This is a genomic window from Luteibacter sp. KNZ12-1A (genome assembly GCF_056755675.1).
Genome location: NZ_JBPGXU010000047.1, coordinates 1 through 18,231, shown reverse-complemented (window position 1 = coordinate 18,231; position 18,231 = coordinate 1). Strand labels below are relative to the sequence as shown.

Here is an 18,231-nt window from a genome sequence, read left to right as displayed (position 1 = left end):
ACGTCCATGCGAGATATCGAGACCTCCGTGTCCCCCCATCCGGACATCCCCGCGATGATCGGCGATTGGCACCGCCTGCGCCAAGCCGAGCCGGGGCTACGCGCCCGCGATGCCGCGCGCCGGCTCGGCGTGAGCGAAGGCGAACTCATCGCCGGCCGGGTCGGCGAAGGCGTCACGCGCCTGGAGGGCGACTGGCCACGACTGATCCGTGAATTACCCACACTCGGCCGGGTCATGGCATTGACCCGCAACGAGTACTGCGTGCACGAGAAAAAAGGCCGCTACGACCATGTCGACATCGGCGGCACGATGGGCATCGTGCTCGATGAAGACATCGATCTCCGGCTGTTCCTCCGTCATTGGCGCTATGGATTCGCCGTCCGCGATTCGTCGCATGGGCGCGAACTGGAAAGCCTGCAGTTCTTCGACGGTGATGGGCAGGCGGTGCACAAGGTATACCTGACGGAGCAGAGCGACCGACCTGCGTGGCGCTCGCTCGTGCATCGCCATACCGCCGCCGTGCAGTCGCCGTTGATCGATTGCGTGGCGGTGGACGATCCCTTGCCCGTCATGCAGCCGGATCACGCGGTGGACGTGGATTCGCTACGCGATCACTGGCGCGCGCTGCGCGATCCGCACGATTTCTTCGCCATGTTGAAGAAGCATGAGGTCACGCGGACCCAGGCCTTGCGCCTGGTCGGCGATGCATTCGCCACCCGGACCGACGAGGCGGCGGTACGCCGTCTACTGGAAGCCGCGGCCATCGGAGGAGAACCACTGATGATCTTCGTCGGTTCCCCCGGCGTGGTCCAGATCCACACCGGGCCGGTGCACGACGTGAAGATGGCGGGGCCCTGGCTCAACGTGCTGGACGATGGTTTCAACCTGCATCTTCGCAGCGATGCGATCGCGGAAACCTGGATCGTGCGCAAGCCGGTACCCGAGGGCTTCGTCACGTCCTTGGAAGTGTACGCGGCCGATGGGACGCAGATCGTGCAGGTGTTCGGCAAGCGCAAGCCGGGCCTGCCCGAGCGCGATGACTGGCGGGCGTTGCTGGCGAAGGCTGGAGCGGACGCATGAACGCGCGCAACGTATGGCGCCTGGGGCATGTGCTCGCGTTGGTCTGGGCGTTGCTGGTGTCGTCAGGCGTCATGGCCGCATCGCGCATCGTTTCGCTCGGTGGCGATGTCACCGAGACGATCTACGCGATCCACGCGCAGGACCAGCTGGCCGGGGTGGACGCGACGAGCACATGGCCCGCAGAGGCGACCAGGCTGCCCAACGTAGGCTACGTTCGCCAATTGAGCGCGGAAGGCGTACTGGCGTTGCGGCCTGGCCTCGTGCTGGCGACCCACGACGCGGGGCCGGCATCGGCGATGTCACAGCTGCGCGACGCCGGCGTGCGCATCGAGGTCTTGCCGGTCGCCACGACGGCACGCGACATCGGCGAAAAGATCCGCCGCATAGGACGGCTCACGGCGCACGAGAAGGAGGCATCCGCGCTCGCCGCCCGGGTGGATACGGGCTTCGCCACGCTCGCTCGCGCGGTGGCGGCGATGCCGGCGCATCCGCGCGCGGTCTTCCTGATGTCGACGGGGCAGGGCAGCCCGATGGCGGCGGGACGAGGGACCGCGGCGGATCGCGCGATCGCGCTGGCGGGCGGCACGAACGTGGCGGACGGTATCGAGGGCTACAAGGCGGTTTCGCCGGAAGCGCTGGTCGCGATGAAGCCCGACGCCATCGTCCTGATGAGGGAGCGAGAGGACGCGGTGGGTGGCATCGCCGGGGTGCTTGCATTACCCGGTGTGGCGGACACTCCCGCAGGACGGGCCAGGCGCATCTATTTCGTCGAAGGACAGGCCCTGCTCGGCTTCGGGCCCCGTACGCCGGACGCCGCGCTGGACTTGCAGGCGCGCTGGGCCGTGCCGGCGCCATGAACGCGGTGAGCCTCGTGTTGCCGCGTGTCCGCACGCGCCGTGGTGTCGCGATGGCGGCGCTGTGTTGCCTGCTTTTCGCCGCGGCGACATGGAGCCTCACTCGCGGCGCCATCGCGATCCCAACGGGCGACATCGGCGGGGCGTTGGCGCGATGGATGGTGGGCGCCACGGCGGAGGGGGACGACAACGTCGTGCTCATGTTGCGCTTGCCGCGCGTGTTGCTCGGCGTGCTGGTCGGCGCGGCGCTGTCCAGCGGCGGGGCGACGATGCAGGGCCTGTTCCGCAATCCATTGGCCGATCCAGGCCTGATCGGTGTCTCCGCGGGCGCCGCGCTGGGTGCGGTCGGGGCGATCGTCCTGGGCGGCCAGTCGGGTTCGCCGCTGGTCGCGGGATGCGCCTTTACCGGCGGCCTGGCGGCGACATCGCTGGTGTACCTGCTCGGCCGCCGGCGGCCGGGGACCGCCAACCTGCTCCTGGCCGGCGTCGCCATCAATGCGATCGCGATGGCCGGCGTGGGCTTGCTGACCTACCTGGCCAACGAGAACCAATTGCGCGACCTGACGTTCTGGTCGCTGGGCAGCCTCGGTGGCGCCACCTGGACGAGGCTTGCCACGGCGGCGCCGTGGATCGTGTTGCCCATGCTGTGCCTTCCACGGGCCGCGTCCGCGCTCAATGCACTCCTGCTGGGGGAGGGTGAAGCCGCCCTGCTGGGTTTCCGCCCCGAACGCCTGCAACTGTCGCTGGTGGGCCTGGTCGCCTTGGGCGTGGGGGCCGCGGTCGCGTTCACCGGCGTGATCGGCTTCGTCGGCCTGCTGGTGCCGCACCTCCTGCGCATGGGTTTCGGTCCGGATCATCGTTTCCTGTTGCCGGCTTCCGCGTTGGGCGGCGCGATACTGCTGGTGGCGGCGGATGCGCTGGCACGCACGGTCGTTGCGCCAGGCGAGCTTCCCATCGGCGTGCTCACGGCCCTGGTGGGCGGGCCGTTCTTCCTGTGGTTGCTGCTGAGCCACCGGGTCGGCGAGGGCATCCGATGAGCGGCGGTCGTCTCGTCGCCTGCGCCATCGGTGTCGCGCGCGGCGGCAAACCGGTTCTTCGCGATGTGTCGCTGACCGCCCGTCCCGGTCGCCTGCTCGTGCTGGTCGGCCCCAATGGTGCCGGCAAGAGCACCCTGCTCGCCGCGTTGTCGGGCCGGATCGTTCCCGATGCCGGCCGGGTGACGCTCGACGGGCGCCCTGTGTCTACCTGGCCGCCACGCGAGCTCGCGCGTCGCCGCGCCATGCTCTCCCAGCGGGTCGTCCTGGAGTTCGGCTTTACGGTGGAAGAGGTCGTGGCGCTCGGTCGAAGTCCGCATTCGCCCGATGCCGCGCGCGACGCACGCATCGTCGACACCGCCTTGCGCGCGGCGCATGTGGGGAACCTCCGTGGCCGGCGCTATACCGATCTCTCGGGTGGGGAGCAGCAGCGCGTGCAACTGGCACGGGTGCTCGCCCAGGTATGGGGCGCCACGGACGAGGGCGCATGGCTGCTGCTCGATGAGCCGGAGGCCGGCCTGGACATGGCCCATCAGCATTTCATCCTGCGTCGCGCGCGGGATCTCGCCGCGGAAGGCTTTGGCGTGGTCGCCGTATTGCACGACCTGAACCTCGCGGCGCGCTATGCGGACGAGGTGGCCGTGCTGGCGGATGGGAGGGTGCTGCGGCAAGGGACGCCGGAGAACGCGCTCGATATCGACCTGCTTTCCGATGTCTACGGCATCCCTCTGCGGCGCCATGGCGGCCTGCGGATCGACGCCGCATAAGCTGTCCCCGCCCCTGCGACGCTTTGCCCGCCGGTGGCGGGGCGCCAGGGAGTAAAATGGGCGGATCGTCAACGTATGGGCACCTCCCATGACCTTCCCCGCAGTCCGCATGCGCCGCATGCGCCGCGACGCTTTCTCCCGCGCCCTGATGCGCGAGAACGTGCTCACCGTGTCCGACCTGATCATGGTCGCCTTCGTCGTGGACGGCGAAGGCATCCGCCAGCCGGTGCCGTCGATGCCGGGCGTGGACCGCCTTTCGATCGACGAACTGGTGAAGCTCGCCGCGGAATGCGTCGCCCTCGGCATCCCCGCGCTGGCCCTGTTTCCCTCCGTGGACGGATCGGTGAAGACGGAGGATGCGCGCGAGGCATGGAATCCGGAGGGGCTGTTCCAGCGAGCGACGCGTGAGTTGAAGCGGCGCTTCCCCGAGCTGGGCCTGATCGGCGACGTCGCGCTCGATCCCTACACCACGCACGGCCAGGATGGCCTGATCGACGGAAACGGCTATGTGATGAACGAGCCGACCGTCGAGGCACTCATCAAGATGTCGCTGGCCCAGGCCGAGGCAGGCATGGATTTCGTCGCACCTTCCGACATGATGGACGGCCGTATCGGCGCCATCCGCGAGGCGCTGGAAGACGCCGGGTACATCCATACGCGCATCCTCGCCTATTCGGCGAAGTACGCGTCCAGCTTCTATGGCCCGTTCCGCGATGCCGTGGGTTCCGCGGCCAACCTCGGCAAGGGCGACAAGCACACCTACCAGATGGACGTCGGCAACAGCGACGAGGCCCTGCGTGAAGTGGAGCTCGACCTCGCCGAAGGCGCCGACGCCGTCATGGTGAAGCCGGGCCTGCCTTACCTGGACATCGTTCGCCGGGTGAAGGACACCTTCGGCGCGCCGACCTTCGTCTATCAGGTCAGTGGGGAGTACGCGATGATCAAGGCGGCCGCGCAGAACGGCTGGCTGGACGAGAAAGCCGTGGTCATGGAATCGCTGCTGGCGATGAAGCGCGCCGGAGCGGATGCCATCCTCACTTACTTCGCGATCGATGTCGCGCGCTGGCTGAAGGCCTGAGCAAGAAAAGGATTTCATGCAAAACCCACCCATGTCCCCGTGACATAATCCAACGCGATACTCCGGGAGTCGCAGGATGGATGGGCATCACTTTCTCGAGACGGCGGTCGTCTTCCTGCTGGCGACGGTGATCGCCGTCCCGTTGACCAAGCGCTTCCGCCTCGGCGCGGTACTGGGCTACCTGCTCGCCGGCGTGGTCATCGGCCCGTCGGTGCTGGGCCTGGTCAGCGATACCGAAGGCGTCTCCACGATTTCCGACTTCGGCGTCGTGCTGATGCTGTTCGTCATCGGCCTGGAACTCTCGCCGTCGCGCCTGTGGGTGATGCGGCGGGCCGTGTTCGGCAGCGGCAGCCTGCAAGTGCTTACCTGCGCCCTCGCGATCGGCGCCATCGGCTATTTCCTGTTCGGCCTGACGTGGAAGGCCTCCGTGATCGTCGGCGGCAGCCTCGCCTTGTCCTCCACGGCGTTCGGTCTGCAGATCCTGGCCGAGCGCAAGGAAGCCGGCACGGTCTATGGCCGGCAGGCCTTCGCCATCCTCCTGTTCCAGGACCTCGCCGCCATTCCGCTGATCGCCGCCGTGCCCCTGCTCGGAGGCACGATCGCCCACGACGCCCATGCGCCGGACATCATGAGTGTCATCCGCGTCGTCGGAACGATCGTCGCCGTGATCATCGGCGGCCGCCTGCTGTTGCGTCACGTGTTCCGCTTCGTCGCCAGGGCGAAGAGCACCGAGGTGTTCACGGCCACGGCCTTGCTCGTGGTGATGGGCACGGCGTGGCTGATGGAACTGGCCGGCATATCGACCACGCTGGGTGCCTTCCTCGCCGGCTTGCTGCTGGCCGACTCGGAGTACCGGCACGAACTCGAATCGAACATCGAGCCGTTCAAGGGGCTGCTGCTGGGCCTCTTCTTCGTCAGCGTGGGTATGTCGGTCGATCTCGGCATGCTGGTGGCGAAGCCGTTGCTGGTGCTCGGCATGGTGGCCTTGCTACTGGCCGTGAAGGCCATCCTGATCATGCCGCTGGGAAAGCTCGTGGGCGCCCTGACCACGGCGGATTCGGTCCGCCTGGCGGCGGTGCTCGCCTGTGGCGGTGAATTCGCGTTCGTCATCCTCAATCTCGCCCAGCAGAACCGCCTCATCGATGGCAACCAGCGCGGCCTGATGGTGATGGCCATCTCGTTGTCGATGGCCCTGACCCCGCTGCTCGTGCTCGCCGCGTCGCGCCTGGTGCACGACCGGGTACGCAAGCCGGACCGCGAGTTCGACGCCATCGAAGCGGACACGCCCCGCGTGATCATCGCCGGCTTCGGCCGCATGGGCCAGATCGTCGCCCGTGTCCTGCGCGCGCAGGGCATCCAGTTCGTCGCGCTGGAAAGCTCGGTGGAACAGGTGGAAACCTCGCGCCGCTTCGGCGGCACCTCGCTGTTCTTCGGCGATCCCGGCCGCCCGGAAATGCTGCGCGCGGCCCAGGCCGACAAGGCCGAGGTCTTCGTCATAGCCACCGACGACCCCGAGGCCAACCTGCGCACGGCGCGCCTCGTGCGCCGGCAGTATCCCCACCTGAAGATCGTGGCGCGCGCGCGCAACCGCCAGCATGCGTTCCGGCTGATGGACATCGGTGTCGAGGACCCCGTGCGCGAGACGTTCTATTCGAGCCTGGAAATGACGCGTCACGTGCTCGAGTCGCTGGATATGGCCCCGGATGTCGTCGAAAGCCGGATCGCCCGGTTCCGCAAGCACGACGACCAGGTATTGCGTGCGCAGTACCTCGTGTACGACGACGAGACCGCGCTGGTGCAGACCACGAAGGAAGCACTGCACGATCTGCAGCAGTTGTTCGAGGCGGACGCCGTGGAAGAGCGGGTCCGCGAAGAAGAAAAGTAGTCAGTCCGGCTGCGCGGGCTGCCGCAGCGTCTGCCGTACGCTCGGAATGGCTCCCGTGCGCCCGCCGAGTTCGTGCGCGATATCGACGTAGCCAAGGTGCCGTGCGACGTCGGCCGCGGTGCGGCCGAAGGCGTCCGCGGCGTTACGGCTGGCACCACGGTGCAGCAGCAAGCGTGCGGGTGGGAGCAGGGCATGCATGGCGCAGGCATGGAGCGCACTGACGCCCCGGTGATCGGCATGCTCGATCCGGGCGCCGGCATCGAGCAGGACAGGCACGAGCGCGCCCAGGTGCGTCGCGTCGGTAGCGACGCCGGGACGCATATGTGCGCCGAGCAGCATGAGCAACGGCGTCACCCCATCCTTGTCGGCTTTGTTCACGTCGGCGCCCTTGCCGATCACCGTGTCCAGCAAGCGGCGCGCGCGCAGGCTGTCGCTGCCGCCGAAGCAGTACTGGGCGGCGGCATGCAGGGCCGTATGGCCGTGGGCGTCCTCGGCGGTGGCGTCGGCGCCGGCGGCGAGGAGCATGTCCGCGATCTCCGGATAACCGAGCGTGGCCGCGATCATCAGCACCGTGGCATTGCCTGGCAGGCGCTGGTCGACCGCCACGCCACGCGCGAGCAACAACTCCACCACCGCCTCGCGCCGGGCATTCACCGCGGCGGCAAGCGGTGTCACGCCGGATGCCGCGGCCGCCGTGGGATCGGCACCGGCGGCGAGCAGGTGCTCGACGACCTCGCGCTGGCCGGCACCGGCGGCGCGTAGCAGGGCGCTCGCGCCATGGCTGTCGCGCGTGTCCACGGGGAATCCCAGTTCGAGCAGGCGATCGACCGCCTGCGTATCGCCGGCAGCCGCGGCAGCCGGCAAATCGTCCGCACGCAACGCCCGGCGCGGCAGCTGCCAGGCCGGCCAGTTCAACCAGCGTTCGACGTCGCCGTGGCCGATGCCCAGGCCATAGGGCGTTTCGCCGTTGACGTCGGCGGCTTCGGGATCGGCACCGTGGGCGACCAGGAGGCGAACCAGCGGCAAGCTGTCACCGCCCTGTTCGAGCGCGGCGTGCAGCGGCGTGCGGCCGCCGGCGTCGCGCACATTGGGATCCATCCCACGTGCCAGCAAGGCGCCGAGGAGGGCGACGCGGCCCGTGGCGGCAGCCATGTGCACGGGCGTGCGACCGCGCGCATCGGCGCCGAACGGATCCGCGCCGGCATCGAGCATGGCCAGGGTCAGCCGCTCGTCGGCGCCTTCCAGCCGGCATACGGCCTGGCCGAGCAATCCCGCGCCAGCGGGCGATGCGCCCGCGCGCATGAGCTGGAGCAGCGCATCGGCTGAATGAGGTAGCTGCGGCAGCAAGGCGTCGAACAACCGGCGGCCCAAGGTGCCTTCTTCGTCGGTGGCCGTGGCGAGCCGTGCCTCGGCGGCAAGGCCGTGGTCGAGCAGCCAGGCGCGCGCGGCGTCGAAACCGGCGCCGGCCAGGTCGACGTACAGCGTGGCAAGTTCATGCATGGGCCATTCGCGCACTTTCGTCGCGAAGGTGGAAGCCACCGCCCAGTGACCGAAACGTAGCGCATCGTACAGATGCATCGGCGAGTCCGCGCCGGCTTCCGGTACCACCGATTCGCTGAGCGATGTCGGCAACGGGGTCTCGGGATCGAGCAGGGCGACGAAGTCCCAGCGGCCGGTGGCGGCGGCGTGGTCCAGCGCGCTGCGGCCGTCGGCCCCGGCTTCCTTTGGTTGCGCACCGAGCGCGAGCAGGGCGCGCACGGTGGCGGCCTGGGCTCGCGGCGACTGGCAGGCGAGGGTCAGCGCGTCGCGCCCGTGGCCATCGCGTGGCGCCGCATCGGCATGGGCTTCAGCGAGCAGCTGCACGATGCCATGCGCGCCCGCGCGGGCGGCTTCCATCAATGCCGTCGTGCCGTGCCTGTCGGCGAGGTTCGGATTGGCGTTGGCTTGCAGCAGCGCGCGGGCGATCTGCTCGTGGCCCTCCGCGGCGGCGGCGATCAACGCGGTGCGTCCGTGCGCGTTCGCCGCGTTCACCGGTGCCTTGTGCCGGAGCAGGACGCGGACGCCTTCGCTGTCGTCGTCGGCGATTCCCGCGGCCGCCACGAGGGCCGGCTCGCCGCCCACGGGTGCCGGTTTGGCGCCATGCTCCAGCAGGAAGCGGACGAGTGCCCAGTTCGCGGCACGGCAGGCCAGGGCCAGCGGCGTGTCGCCGGCGGCGTTCACGGCATCGACCGGAGCACCGGCGTCGAGCAGCATGGCGGCGACCGTCGGCTCGGCGCTGAGCACGGCGCCATGCAGCGGCGTGTTGCCTTCCGCGTCCGTGCCCGCCGCGTTGGCGCCGTTCGTCAGTAGCGTGAGTACCGCTTCCGGCCGGCCGTGCCAGCTGTCACGGCTGGCGGCGAGCAACGCGGTCATGCCGTTGCGGACGCGATCGACCTGGGCGCCCTTCGCGATCAGGGCGCGAAGCAGGCGGATGTCCGGCGATAGAGCGGCCAGGGTCAGCACGGGCCGCTGGTCGCGGTCGCCGGGTTCCGCGGCGGTATCGGGATCGGCGCCGGCTTCCACCAGAGCCACCGCACGGGCGATGTCCCCTTCGCGCGTCGCTACCAAGAGGGCGCGGTCGCGCACGCCGGGCTGGTTTTCTTCATCGCTGAGCACGGGAATGGGAGCCGGCGCGACGGCCGCGACGGGTGCTTCCGCGCCGCGTCGTGGCTCGGCGCGCACCGTGCGGATATGGCCACGGCGATCGCATAGCAGGGCGCGCAGCGTTCGGTTGGCGATGACCATGCAGCCCAGCGGCAAGAGCACGATGGCATAGATGCCGAGCGCGGCGAGGCGCATCTCCGCCGGCAGCACCCCGTAAAGCCCCGACAACGCCACGGCGCTGAAGGCGAGCACCAGCAGGCCCAGGGCGGCTGGAAGGAAGTGCGAGAAGAAGCGGTCTTCCGCCGAGAGGTGGCGGCCGAAGCTGACCGAGCGGGCCATGGCGGTGAAGATCCAGGAGCCGTCGCCACCCTGCGCGGGATAGGCGTCGTCCCACAGGAACACCAGTCCGAACGCGGGCCAGACCCGCCAGAGCACCGTCAAGGCGACCACCAGCGTGCCGGCGAGAAGCAGGGCCGCACCCAGGCTCGGTGCCTGGGTCAGCTTGAGCAGTGGCCAGGCGACGAGCACGAACACGACGAAGGTGTAGGCGGTGAACATGACCACGTAGGCCGAGCCGCGTCGCAAGACCGTGCGCAGGTAGCTCGGCTCGGGATCGAAGCCGATGGCATGGCAGACCGCGCTCATCGCCAGTGCGTTCGCCAGCAGCAAGGGGATCAGCGCGAGCGGGGACGCGGTGAGCCCCGCGCAAGCGACGGCGGCAAGGGCGGGAAGGAACCAGGGCAGCGCCTTGATCAGCGGCGGGCGACGACGTTTGGGATTGGCCATGCGCAGGAGTATACGGAGCGGAAACCGCCCACGCGGTAACGTCGCGTTAACCCGGGCTGCACGTCTTACCCATGCACGGCGGGTGCCTTGTCAGGCTCGGACGACGAACTGGTCCGGGTCGATCTCGCGATTGTGGTTCGGCTGGTTGCAGACGCTGAGTGTTTCGTTGGGCGGCGTCTGCATGTGCCAGCCCTGCGCGGCGAGGTTCGCCAGCACGCGCTCAGAATCTTCGTGTGGCAAACGGCGCTCCGGAGTGAGTTCCACCTCGAGCACGAGGCGAAGTTCACCCAGCAGGAGGACGAGCGGCTCGGGGAGGACATCGAAGCCCTCGCGGCGGGTGAGCCAGACATAGGTGTCGGGTTTGCGCTGACTGGCGTAGACGAAGCAGTGCATGACGGCAGGTCTCGCGTGGCGGCTCGTCCGCTTACCCTACCAAAAGCCGGTGCCGGTGGGAGGCCTGTAAGTGGTAACCGTTTCATCTTTGTTGCATTCGCACTTGCAAACAGGGCGTCAAGTCGTCCAGAGTTCGCAGCCAGAATGTTAAACGCGCGTATGAAAAGGGGAAAGTTTTACGCTTTCTGCGCGCGTCATATCGCCCCCGAGCAGAACAAAAGCAGGAGCACTCCGCATGCAGAAGCTGAACCTTTCGACCCGTCCGCTGGCCGTCGCCGCCCTTTCGCTGGCCATCGCCGGTGCGTTGGTGGCTCCGCAGGCCGCCCACGCCAGCGCCTTCCAGCTCAAGGAAAACAGCGCCAAGGCGCTGGGCCGCGCATTCGCCGGCTCCACCGCCGCGGGTGATGACGCCTCCGTCATCGTCAACAACCCGGCTGCGATGTCCATGCTCAAGGGCAACGTATTCCAGGCCGATGTCACCGGCATCAATTTCAGCACCAAGTTCCATGGCACGGCCACCGATGCGCAGGGCCGTCCGATCAGCGGCGGCAACGGCGGCGAAGCCGGCACCACGATTCCCGTCCCGGCGATGTACTTCGCCACCCAGGTCAGCGACCGCGTCCACCTCGGCCTCGGCCTGACCGCGCCGTTCGGCTTCAAGACCGAGTACGACTCCGACTGGAAGGGCCGCTACAACGCCATCAAGTCCGACTTCAAGTCGTTCGACGTGACCTTGTCGGCTTCGTTCGACGTGACCGACGACTTCGCCGTCGGCGTCAGCGCCATCGCGCAGAAGACGAGCGCGGAACTGACCAGCGCGATCAATTACAACACCGTCGGCCTGGGCCTGATCCAGCGCGCCGCGGCAGCGGGCCAGCTTTCCCCGGCCGTGGCCCGTGCGCTCGCCGCGCAGTACGCGGCCGTCGTGCCTCCGGGCAGCGATGGATACGCGAAGATCAAGGGTGACGACTGGGCCTACGGCTGGCAGGTCGGCGGCCTGTGGAAGCTCACGCCGAACGATCGCATCGCGCTGAACTACCGCAGCAAGATCAAGCACACCCTGGAAGGCACCGGCAATTTCACCATGCCGACCAATGTCACCGCCGTGCTGTCGAATCCGACCGTCGGCGCCCTGCTGGGTAGCGGGCAGCCGCCGTTCACCCATACCGATGGCCGCGCGGGCTTCACCACCCCCGCCATCGCGACCGCCAGCTTCTGGCACCAGGACGAGAAGTTCGGCCTCGGCTTCGACCTGTCGTGGACCAAGTGGGATTCGTTCAAGGATCTCACGGTCAACTACTCGAACCCGAACCAGCCGTCCACGAGCGAGAACTACAGCTGGCGCAACAGCTGGTTCGCATCGGTCGGCGGCGAGTATTACCTCGACGACAAGTTCACCCTGCGTGCCGGTGTGGCCGTGGACAGCACCCCGACCTACGACGACACCCGCTCGCCGCGCGTGCCGGATTCGACCCGCAAGTGGGTGGCCTTCGGTCTTGGCTACAAGGCCACCGAGCGCTTCGAGATCAACGCCGGTTATGCGCACATCTTCGTGAACAACGCGCACATCGCCGGTGTGTCGAGCGCGACGGGCGATCGTCTCGTCGGCCAGAACGACGACAAGGGCAACCTGCTCAGCGTGTCGGCCAAGTACCAGTTCTGATCGCTCGCGCGATCGGCTGATGCAAAGAAAAAACCTCCCTGGTGACGGGGAGGTTTTTTTTATTGGTTCTTCCTGTATTTGCGGGGTTCGCCTGGTGTGGGCTCGGCTTCCGTGCACCCCGGACTTCCGTGAAGAATCTTTTTATTGCCTCGAATCGCCGATAGGGTTGGCGATGCTTTTAGTAGGCGTATTCGCGGAAGATCGGATCGACGCTCTCGTTCCATTCCTTATGGAACCGTTCGAGCTTCACGTCGGCCTGCGTCTTGCCCGAGATGGCGATCTCCATCAGGGGTTCGAGGTAGATCGATTCGTCCGCGCCGCGGTTTCCGAGCTGGTTGCGGCGTTTCAGGCCCGCTTCGGAAATCTTCAAGGCTTCCAGTGAAAGATCGCGTACGGTGTGACCGCGAAAGCGAAGGGCCAGCGCTTCCTTCGGCACGCCGTCGCGCAATGCATGGCGCTCGGCCTTGCTGAAGTCCTTCACCAGATCCCAGGCCGCGTCCAGGGCGTCGTCGTCGTACAGCAAGCCCACCCAGAATGCCGGCAGCGCGCAGAGCGAATTCCACGTGCTCGTGTCGGCGCCGCGCATTTCCAGGTATTGCTTCAGGCGCACTTCGGGGAATGCGGTCGTCAGATGATCGGCCCAGTCCTTCATCGTCGCCCGCGCGCCCGGCAAGGCCGGCAGTTCGCCACGCATGAACTTCTTGAAGTCCTGCCCGGACAGATCGACGTACTGGCCGTCGCGATAGCTGAAATACATGGGCACGTCGAGGATGTAGTCGACGTAGCGTTCATAACCGAAGCCGTCCTCGAAGACGAAATCGAGCATCCCGGTGCGGTCGCCGTCGGTATCGGTCCAGACGTGCGAGCGGTACGACCTGTAGCCGTTCGGCTTGCCTTCGGTGAAGGGTGAATTGGCGAACAGCGCCGTGGCGATGGGCTGCAAGGCGAGCGCGACGCGGAATTTCTTCACCATGTCGGCCTCGCTCGCGTAGTCGAGGTTGACCTGGACGGTGCAGGTGCGGGTCATCATGTCCAGGCCGAGCGAGCCGACCTTGGGCATGTACTCACGCATGATCTTGTAGCGGCCCTTCGGCATCCATGGCATCTGGTCGCGGCGCCACTTCGGCTGAAAGCCCATCCCGAGAAAGCCGATGCCCATGTCCTCGGCGACGGCACGGACTTCTTTCAGGTGGTCGGTGACTTCATCGCAGGTCTGGTGGATCGTCTCCAGCGGCGCGCCGGAGAGTTCCAGCTGCCCGGCGGGTTCCAGGGTGATATTGGCCTTGCCCTTGGTCAGTGCCACCGGTGTTTCGCCTTCGCGGGCGATGTCCCAGCCGAAGCGCGAGGCCAGTCCCTCGAGGACGTCGCGGATGCCCGGGCGCTCGCCGGTGAAAGGCGGCGGGGTGAGATCGTCGGTATAGAAACCGAACTTCTCATGCTCCGTGCCGATGCGCCAGGCCTCGCGCGGCTTCTCGCCTTCGGCGAGGTAGGCGACCAGGTCGTGACGGTCGCCGATCGGCGTACTTTTGGCGGCGCTGGGGATGGACACGGACTTTCCTTGGCGTTGGGCTTTAGGCCGGTAGCCGCTCCACATGGGGGCACGTCTTCGTGCCCAAAAGGGATGGCCGGCGGCGCAGCGTAGCAAACGCTGGGGGCGGGGCCCCGTATACCACGCGGCCGCCCCTTGGGGGGCCTCTTCGCAAGTTCCCGTGGAGCGCTCAGCGCTTCATGGAATTGAAGAACTCGTCGTTGGACTTCGTGTTCTTCATCTTGTCGAGCATGAACTCCATGGCGGCCAGTTCGTCCATCGGATGGAGGAGCTTGCGCAGGATCCAGATCTTCGCGAGCAGGTCCGGATCGATGAGCAGGTCCTCACGGCGGGTGCCCGAGCGGTTGATGTCGATCGCCGGGTAGACGCGCTTCTCGGAGATACGGCGGGACAGGTGCACTTCCATGTTGCCGGTGCCCTTGAACTCCTCGTAGATCACCTCGTCCATCTTCGAACCGGTATCGGTCAGGGCGGTGGCGATGATGGTGAGGCTGCCGCCTTCCTCGACGTTGCGCGCCGCGCCGAAGAAGCGCTTCGGGCGCTGCAGGGCGTTGGCGTCGACGCCGCCGGTGAGCACCTTGCCGGAGCTGGGCACCACGGTGTTGTAGGCGCGGGCCAGGCGGGTGATCGAGTCGAGCAGGATCACCACGTCCTTCTTGTGCTCGACCAGGCGCTTGGCACGCTCGATCACCATCTCGGCGACCTGCACGTGACGGACGGCCGGCTCGTCGAAGGTGGAACTGATGACTTCGGCGCGAACGGTGCGGGCGATTTCCGTGACTTCCTCGGGACGCTCATCGATCAACAGCATGATCAGATGGACGTCCGGGTGGTTGTACTGGATGGCCTGGGCGATGTTCTGCAGCATCATCGTCTTACCGGATTTCGGCTGGGAGACGATGAGGCCGCGCTGGCCGCGGCCGATCGGGGCGACGAGGTCGAGGATGCGGCCGGTGATGTCCTCGGTGGACCCGTTGCCGCGTTCGAGCTTGAACGACTTGCGCGGGAACAGCGGGGTGAGGTTCTCGAACAGCAGCTTGTTCTTCGACGCCTCCGGCGGATCGCCGTTGATGTCGTCGACCTTGAGCATCGCGAAGTAGCGCTCGCCTTCCTTCGGATGGCGGACGCGGCCGGTGATGTAGTCGCCGGTGCGCAGGTTGAAGCGGCGGATCTGGCTGGGCGAGACGTAGATGTCGTCCGGACCGGCCAGGTAGGATTCGTCGGCCGAGCGCAGGAAGCCGAAGCCGTCCTGCAGGATCTCGAGCACGCCCTCGGCCCAGATGCCACCGCCGGAGCGGGCGTGGGCCTTGAGGATGTTGAAGACGACGTCCTGCTTGCGCTGGCGAGCCACGCCTTCGCGGACGCCGAGGGACTCGGCGAACTCGAGCAGCTGGATGGCGTTCTTGCGCTTGAGCTCGGTCAGGTTGATCAGGCGATCGTTGCTGCCGGCGTCGGCGTTCTCGTCGTCGTCGACGGGATAGCCGTTGTTGTTGCGCGGATGCTGGTAGTTACCGCCACCGCCGCCACTGCTGTTGCCCGGGCTGCCACCACCACCGCCGCCCTGGCGTTGCTGGTTGCGCTCGTTGCGCCGGCGGCGGCCGCGGCCGTCACGCTCGTTGCGGTCGTTGGCGCGATTGGGGTTCTGCTGCTGGTTGGGATTGTCGCCCCGTGCCTGCTGCGGGTTGTTCGGCTGGCCGCCTCCCTGACCCTGGGACTGCCCCTGGTTGCCTTCGCGCACGTCGTTTTGCGGCGTGGGCTGCCGGTTTTCCGGCTGCTGCGTGTTACCCAGCTGGAGTTCGGCCTGCGGAGCCGGCGGAAGCGGCGGTGGCGAGGGTGGGGGCACCGCCGCCCTGGCGGGAGCCGGCGACGGGGCGCTCGTCTCTACCGGAGCCTCGGCCGAAGCCGGGGCCTTGCGGCGGGTGCGCGGACGCGGTTCGGTCGCAGGCTGGTCGCCGGCGCCCTTGGCGTCGATGGAATCTTTGGTTTCGATATCGGACACGGGCAAACCTCACGGGGCGCCGTTGAAAGAAGAATGGGAGAGGGTTCGCGACGTGGGGGACAAGCGGTGTCCCGGCGAACTCCTGAAGCCTAGCATCGCGTGAGGCGCGGCGTAAAGCGCCTCACGCGGCGGCGGAAGTGAAACGTACAGCTAAGGCGATCAGATCGCCTTCTGGATCATCTGGTCGAGCTGGCTCTTGCCGACGGCGCCAATCTGGGTCGCCTCGACCTTGCCGCCCTTGAAGACCATCAGGGTCGGGATGCCACGGACACCGAACTGGCGCGGGGTGTTCTGGTTCTCGTCGATGTTGATCTTCACGATCTTCAGCTTGCCGTCGTACTGGTCGGCGAGCTGGTCCAGGACCGGGGCGATCGACTTGCAGGGACCGCACCACTCCGCCCAGAAGTCGAGCAGGACGGGGGTATCGGAATCGAGGACGTCCTTCTGGAAGGCAGCGTCGCTCGTGTGGGTGATCTTTTCGCTCACCGGGGTCTCCAAAGGAAGGGGTGAAAGGGCGTTGACGACCGTGACGCTCGCATCGGCTACACTAAGGAGCCCCATGTCGCGGGTCCAACCGGAACCGAAGGTCTTTGGCCATTGCAGCCGGCGGCCCTCATTCCAACCCAACTAGGGGCGCGATTCAAGCGATTCAAGGGCGCCGACGGGATGGTTCTCGTTGACATAGGTGAACACGCTCTCGCGGTTAACAGCCTTTTCACCTATGCCAGCGGGAACCGTCGGGTCGCGCGCCGCCGCCTCCGGCCATCGTGCGCCGGGTGCGTCGTACGGCCGCCGGTCGCAACCGGCGCCTGCCGACTCTCCCGTGGCGCCGCCGACCGGATCACCCACCGCCCCGCGGCCCATTCCTGCCGCCGGGGCGACGCCGCGTATCCGTGGCGCGAGACTCCAGGTCACTCATCCACATGTCCCAAACCGTTCTCACCGACGTCTTCTACGAAAACCTCGACCTCCATCCGCTGCTCCACCAGGGCCTCGCCACCGCCGGCATCACCCGTTGCACGCCGATCCAGGCGCTGACCCTGCCGATCGCCCTGACCGGCCGCGACGTCGCCGGACAGGCGCAGACGGGCACCGGCAAGACCTTCGCCTTCCTGGTCGCCCTGATGGACCGCCTGCTGAAGAACCCGGCGCATCCGGACCGCAAGGATTCCGATCCCCGCGCCCTGATCATCGCACCCACCCGTGAACTGGCGATCCAGATCGAGAAGGACTTCCAGACCATCGGCAAGGCCACCGGCCTGCGCAGCGCCCTCATCTACGGCGGTGTCGACTACGACAAGCAGCGCCAGCAACTGCGCGACGGCTGCGACATCATCATCGCCACGCCGGGCCGCCTGCTCGATTACTACAAGCAGGACGTCTTCGGCTTCGGCAGCGTCGAGGTCATGGTCATCGACGAAGCCGACCGCATGTTCGACCTCGGCTTCATCAAGGACGTGCGCTTCATCTTCCGCCGCCTGCCGTCGCGCGAAGCCCGCCAGGTGCTGCTGTTCTCCGCCACCTTGAGCCACCGCGTGCTGGAGCTCGCGTACGAGCACATGCACGAGGCCGAAAAGCTCGTGGTGGAGACCGAGAACGTCACCGCCGACCGCGTTCGCCAGGTGGTCTACTTCCCCTCGAAGGAAGAAAAGATGCCCTTGCTGCTCAACCTGCTCGAAGAGAGCAAGACCGAGCGCAGCATCATCTTCGTCAACACCAAGGCCGCCGCCGAGCGCATCACCGACCGGCTGAAGCGGCACAATTTCCGCGTCGGCGCCATCTCCGGCGACGTGCCGCAGGTGAAGCGGCAGAAGCTGCTGCAGCGATTCCAGGATGGCCAGATCGACCTGCTCGTGGCCACCGACGTGGCCGCCCGCGGCCTGCACATTCCCGCGGTCAGCCACGTCTTCAACTACGACCTGCCTCAGGACGCCGAGGACTACGTCCATCGCATCGGCCGCACCGCCCGGCTTGGCGCCGAGGGCGACGCCATCAGCTTCGCCTGCGACCTCTACGCCATGGGCCTGCCCGACATCGAGGCCTACATCAACCAGAAGATCCCGACCGCGTCCATCGACGCGAAGATGCTGGTGATGCCGCCGCCGCGTCCGCGCGCGGATGGCGTGCAGGATGAGATCGACGATCCGAACGACAACGACGGGCACATCCCGACCCGCGGCGCGCCGCCGGAGAAGGGCGGCCGTGGCGGTCGCGACGGTCGTGGCGGTCCGCGTTCCGGGGAGCGTTCGGGTAGCCGCGAGCGCCGCCCGCGTCCGCCGCGCGAAGACCGGCCGGCCGCCGGGAGTTCGGCGACCGTTTCGGCGACGACCACGGTCTTCATCGGCACTTCGGTCGACACGGTATCCGCGGCGGCGGCCGGCCGGTCGTCGCGCGGCGGGCGCGGGCGGCGCGCGCGGCGACCCCCACCCGCCCCCGGACGCGGGCCCCCACCCCCCGCGCGCCCCCCCCCGCCCCCCGTCTCCGGCGGCGCGCCGCCGGG

General features: G+C 67.6%; 13 protein-coding genes. 8 read left to right on the top strand and 5 right to left on the bottom strand.

The genetic code is table 11. The annotated features are described in order from the left end of the window. Window positions 1-6: 6 nt before the first annotated feature. The 6 genes from ACR9ZJ_RS11195 (at window position 7) to ACR9ZJ_RS11170 (ending at window position 6,698) form a co-directional block, all read left to right on the top strand. Entirely contained in the window at window positions 7-1,080 is a 1,074-nt protein-coding gene (locus tag ACR9ZJ_RS11195; RefSeq protein WP_481281767.1) for a hemin-degrading factor, read from the top strand. Next, window positions 1,077-1,937 (top strand): heme/hemin ABC transporter substrate-binding protein, encoded by an 861-nt coding sequence (locus tag ACR9ZJ_RS11190; RefSeq protein ID WP_481287796.1) that lies wholly within the window; start codon window positions 1,077-1,079, stop codon window positions 1,935-1,937. The genes ACR9ZJ_RS11195 and ACR9ZJ_RS11190 overlap by 4 nt, the downstream gene beginning before the upstream one ends. Continuing rightward, window positions 1,934-2,971, top strand: a complete 1,038-nt coding sequence (locus ACR9ZJ_RS11185; RefSeq protein ID WP_481287795.1) for a FecCD family ABC transporter permease — start codon at window positions 1,934-1,936, stop codon at window positions 2,969-2,971. The genes ACR9ZJ_RS11190 and ACR9ZJ_RS11185 overlap by 4 nt, the downstream gene beginning before the upstream one ends. Further along, on the top strand, window positions 2,968-3,735 hold the full coding sequence (locus tag ACR9ZJ_RS11180) for a heme ABC transporter ATP-binding protein (RefSeq protein WP_481287794.1): 768 nt from the start codon (window positions 2,968-2,970) through the stop codon (window positions 3,733-3,735). Before ACR9ZJ_RS11185 ends, ACR9ZJ_RS11180 begins: the two co-directional genes overlap by 4 nt. 88 nt (window positions 3,736-3,823) lie before the next feature. Then, entirely contained in the window at window positions 3,824-4,813 is a 990-nt protein-coding gene (hemB, locus tag ACR9ZJ_RS11175) for a porphobilinogen synthase (RefSeq protein WP_481287793.1), read from the top strand. A gap of 76 nt (window positions 4,814-4,889) precedes the next feature. Continuing rightward, complete coding sequence (locus ACR9ZJ_RS11170; RefSeq protein WP_481281762.1) at window positions 4,890-6,698, top strand: monovalent cation:proton antiporter-2 (CPA2) family protein; 1,809 nt, start codon at window positions 4,890-4,892, stop codon at window positions 6,696-6,698. On the opposite strand, the gene ACR9ZJ_RS11165 is transcribed toward ACR9ZJ_RS11170, so the two are convergent. Together ACR9ZJ_RS11165 and ACR9ZJ_RS11160 are read right to left on the bottom strand one after the other, a co-directional pair. Next, a complete protein-coding gene (locus tag ACR9ZJ_RS11165) occupies window positions 6,699-10,127 on the bottom strand; it encodes an ankyrin repeat domain-containing protein (protein ID WP_481287792.1) in 3,429 nt (1,142 codons plus the stop codon). A gap of 90 nt (window positions 10,128-10,217) precedes the next feature. Further along, window positions 10,218-10,520 (bottom strand): YcgL domain-containing protein, encoded by a 303-nt coding sequence (locus tag ACR9ZJ_RS11160; RefSeq protein ID WP_481287791.1) that lies wholly within the window; start codon window positions 10,518-10,520, stop codon window positions 10,218-10,220. Between the two features lie 235 nt (window positions 10,521-10,755). On the opposite strand from ACR9ZJ_RS11160, the gene ACR9ZJ_RS11155 reads away from it, so the two are divergent. Continuing rightward, on the top strand, window positions 10,756-12,183 hold the full coding sequence (locus ACR9ZJ_RS11155) for an OmpP1/FadL family transporter (protein ID WP_481287790.1): 1,428 nt from the start codon (window positions 10,756-10,758) through the stop codon (window positions 12,181-12,183). Between the two features lie 178 nt (window positions 12,184-12,361). Here ACR9ZJ_RS11155 and ACR9ZJ_RS11150 read toward each other — a convergent pair whose 3' ends face one another. The 3 genes from ACR9ZJ_RS11150 to trxA form a co-directional block, all read right to left on the bottom strand. Continuing rightward, window positions 12,362-13,732: a glutamate--cysteine ligase gene (locus ACR9ZJ_RS11150; RefSeq protein ID WP_481287789.1), complete on the bottom strand. Its 1,371-nt coding sequence runs from the start codon at window positions 13,730-13,732 to the stop codon at window positions 12,362-12,364. A gap of 169 nt (window positions 13,733-13,901) precedes the next feature. Then, window positions 13,902-15,731, bottom strand: coding sequence for a transcription termination factor Rho (gene rho, locus ACR9ZJ_RS11145; protein ID WP_481281757.1), 1,830 nt, complete (start codon window positions 15,729-15,731; stop codon window positions 13,902-13,904). A 159-nt stretch (window positions 15,732-15,890) separates the two neighbouring features. Then, window positions 15,891-16,217, bottom strand: coding sequence for a thioredoxin TrxA (trxA, locus tag ACR9ZJ_RS11140; protein WP_429200203.1), 327 nt, complete (start codon window positions 16,215-16,217; stop codon window positions 15,891-15,893). Between the two features lie 437 nt (window positions 16,218-16,654). On the opposite strand from trxA, the gene ACR9ZJ_RS11135 reads away from it, so the two are divergent. Continuing rightward, on the top strand, window positions 16,655-18,231 hold a 1,577-nt coding region (locus tag ACR9ZJ_RS11135), incomplete at its 3' end, for a DEAD/DEAH box helicase (RefSeq protein WP_481287788.1).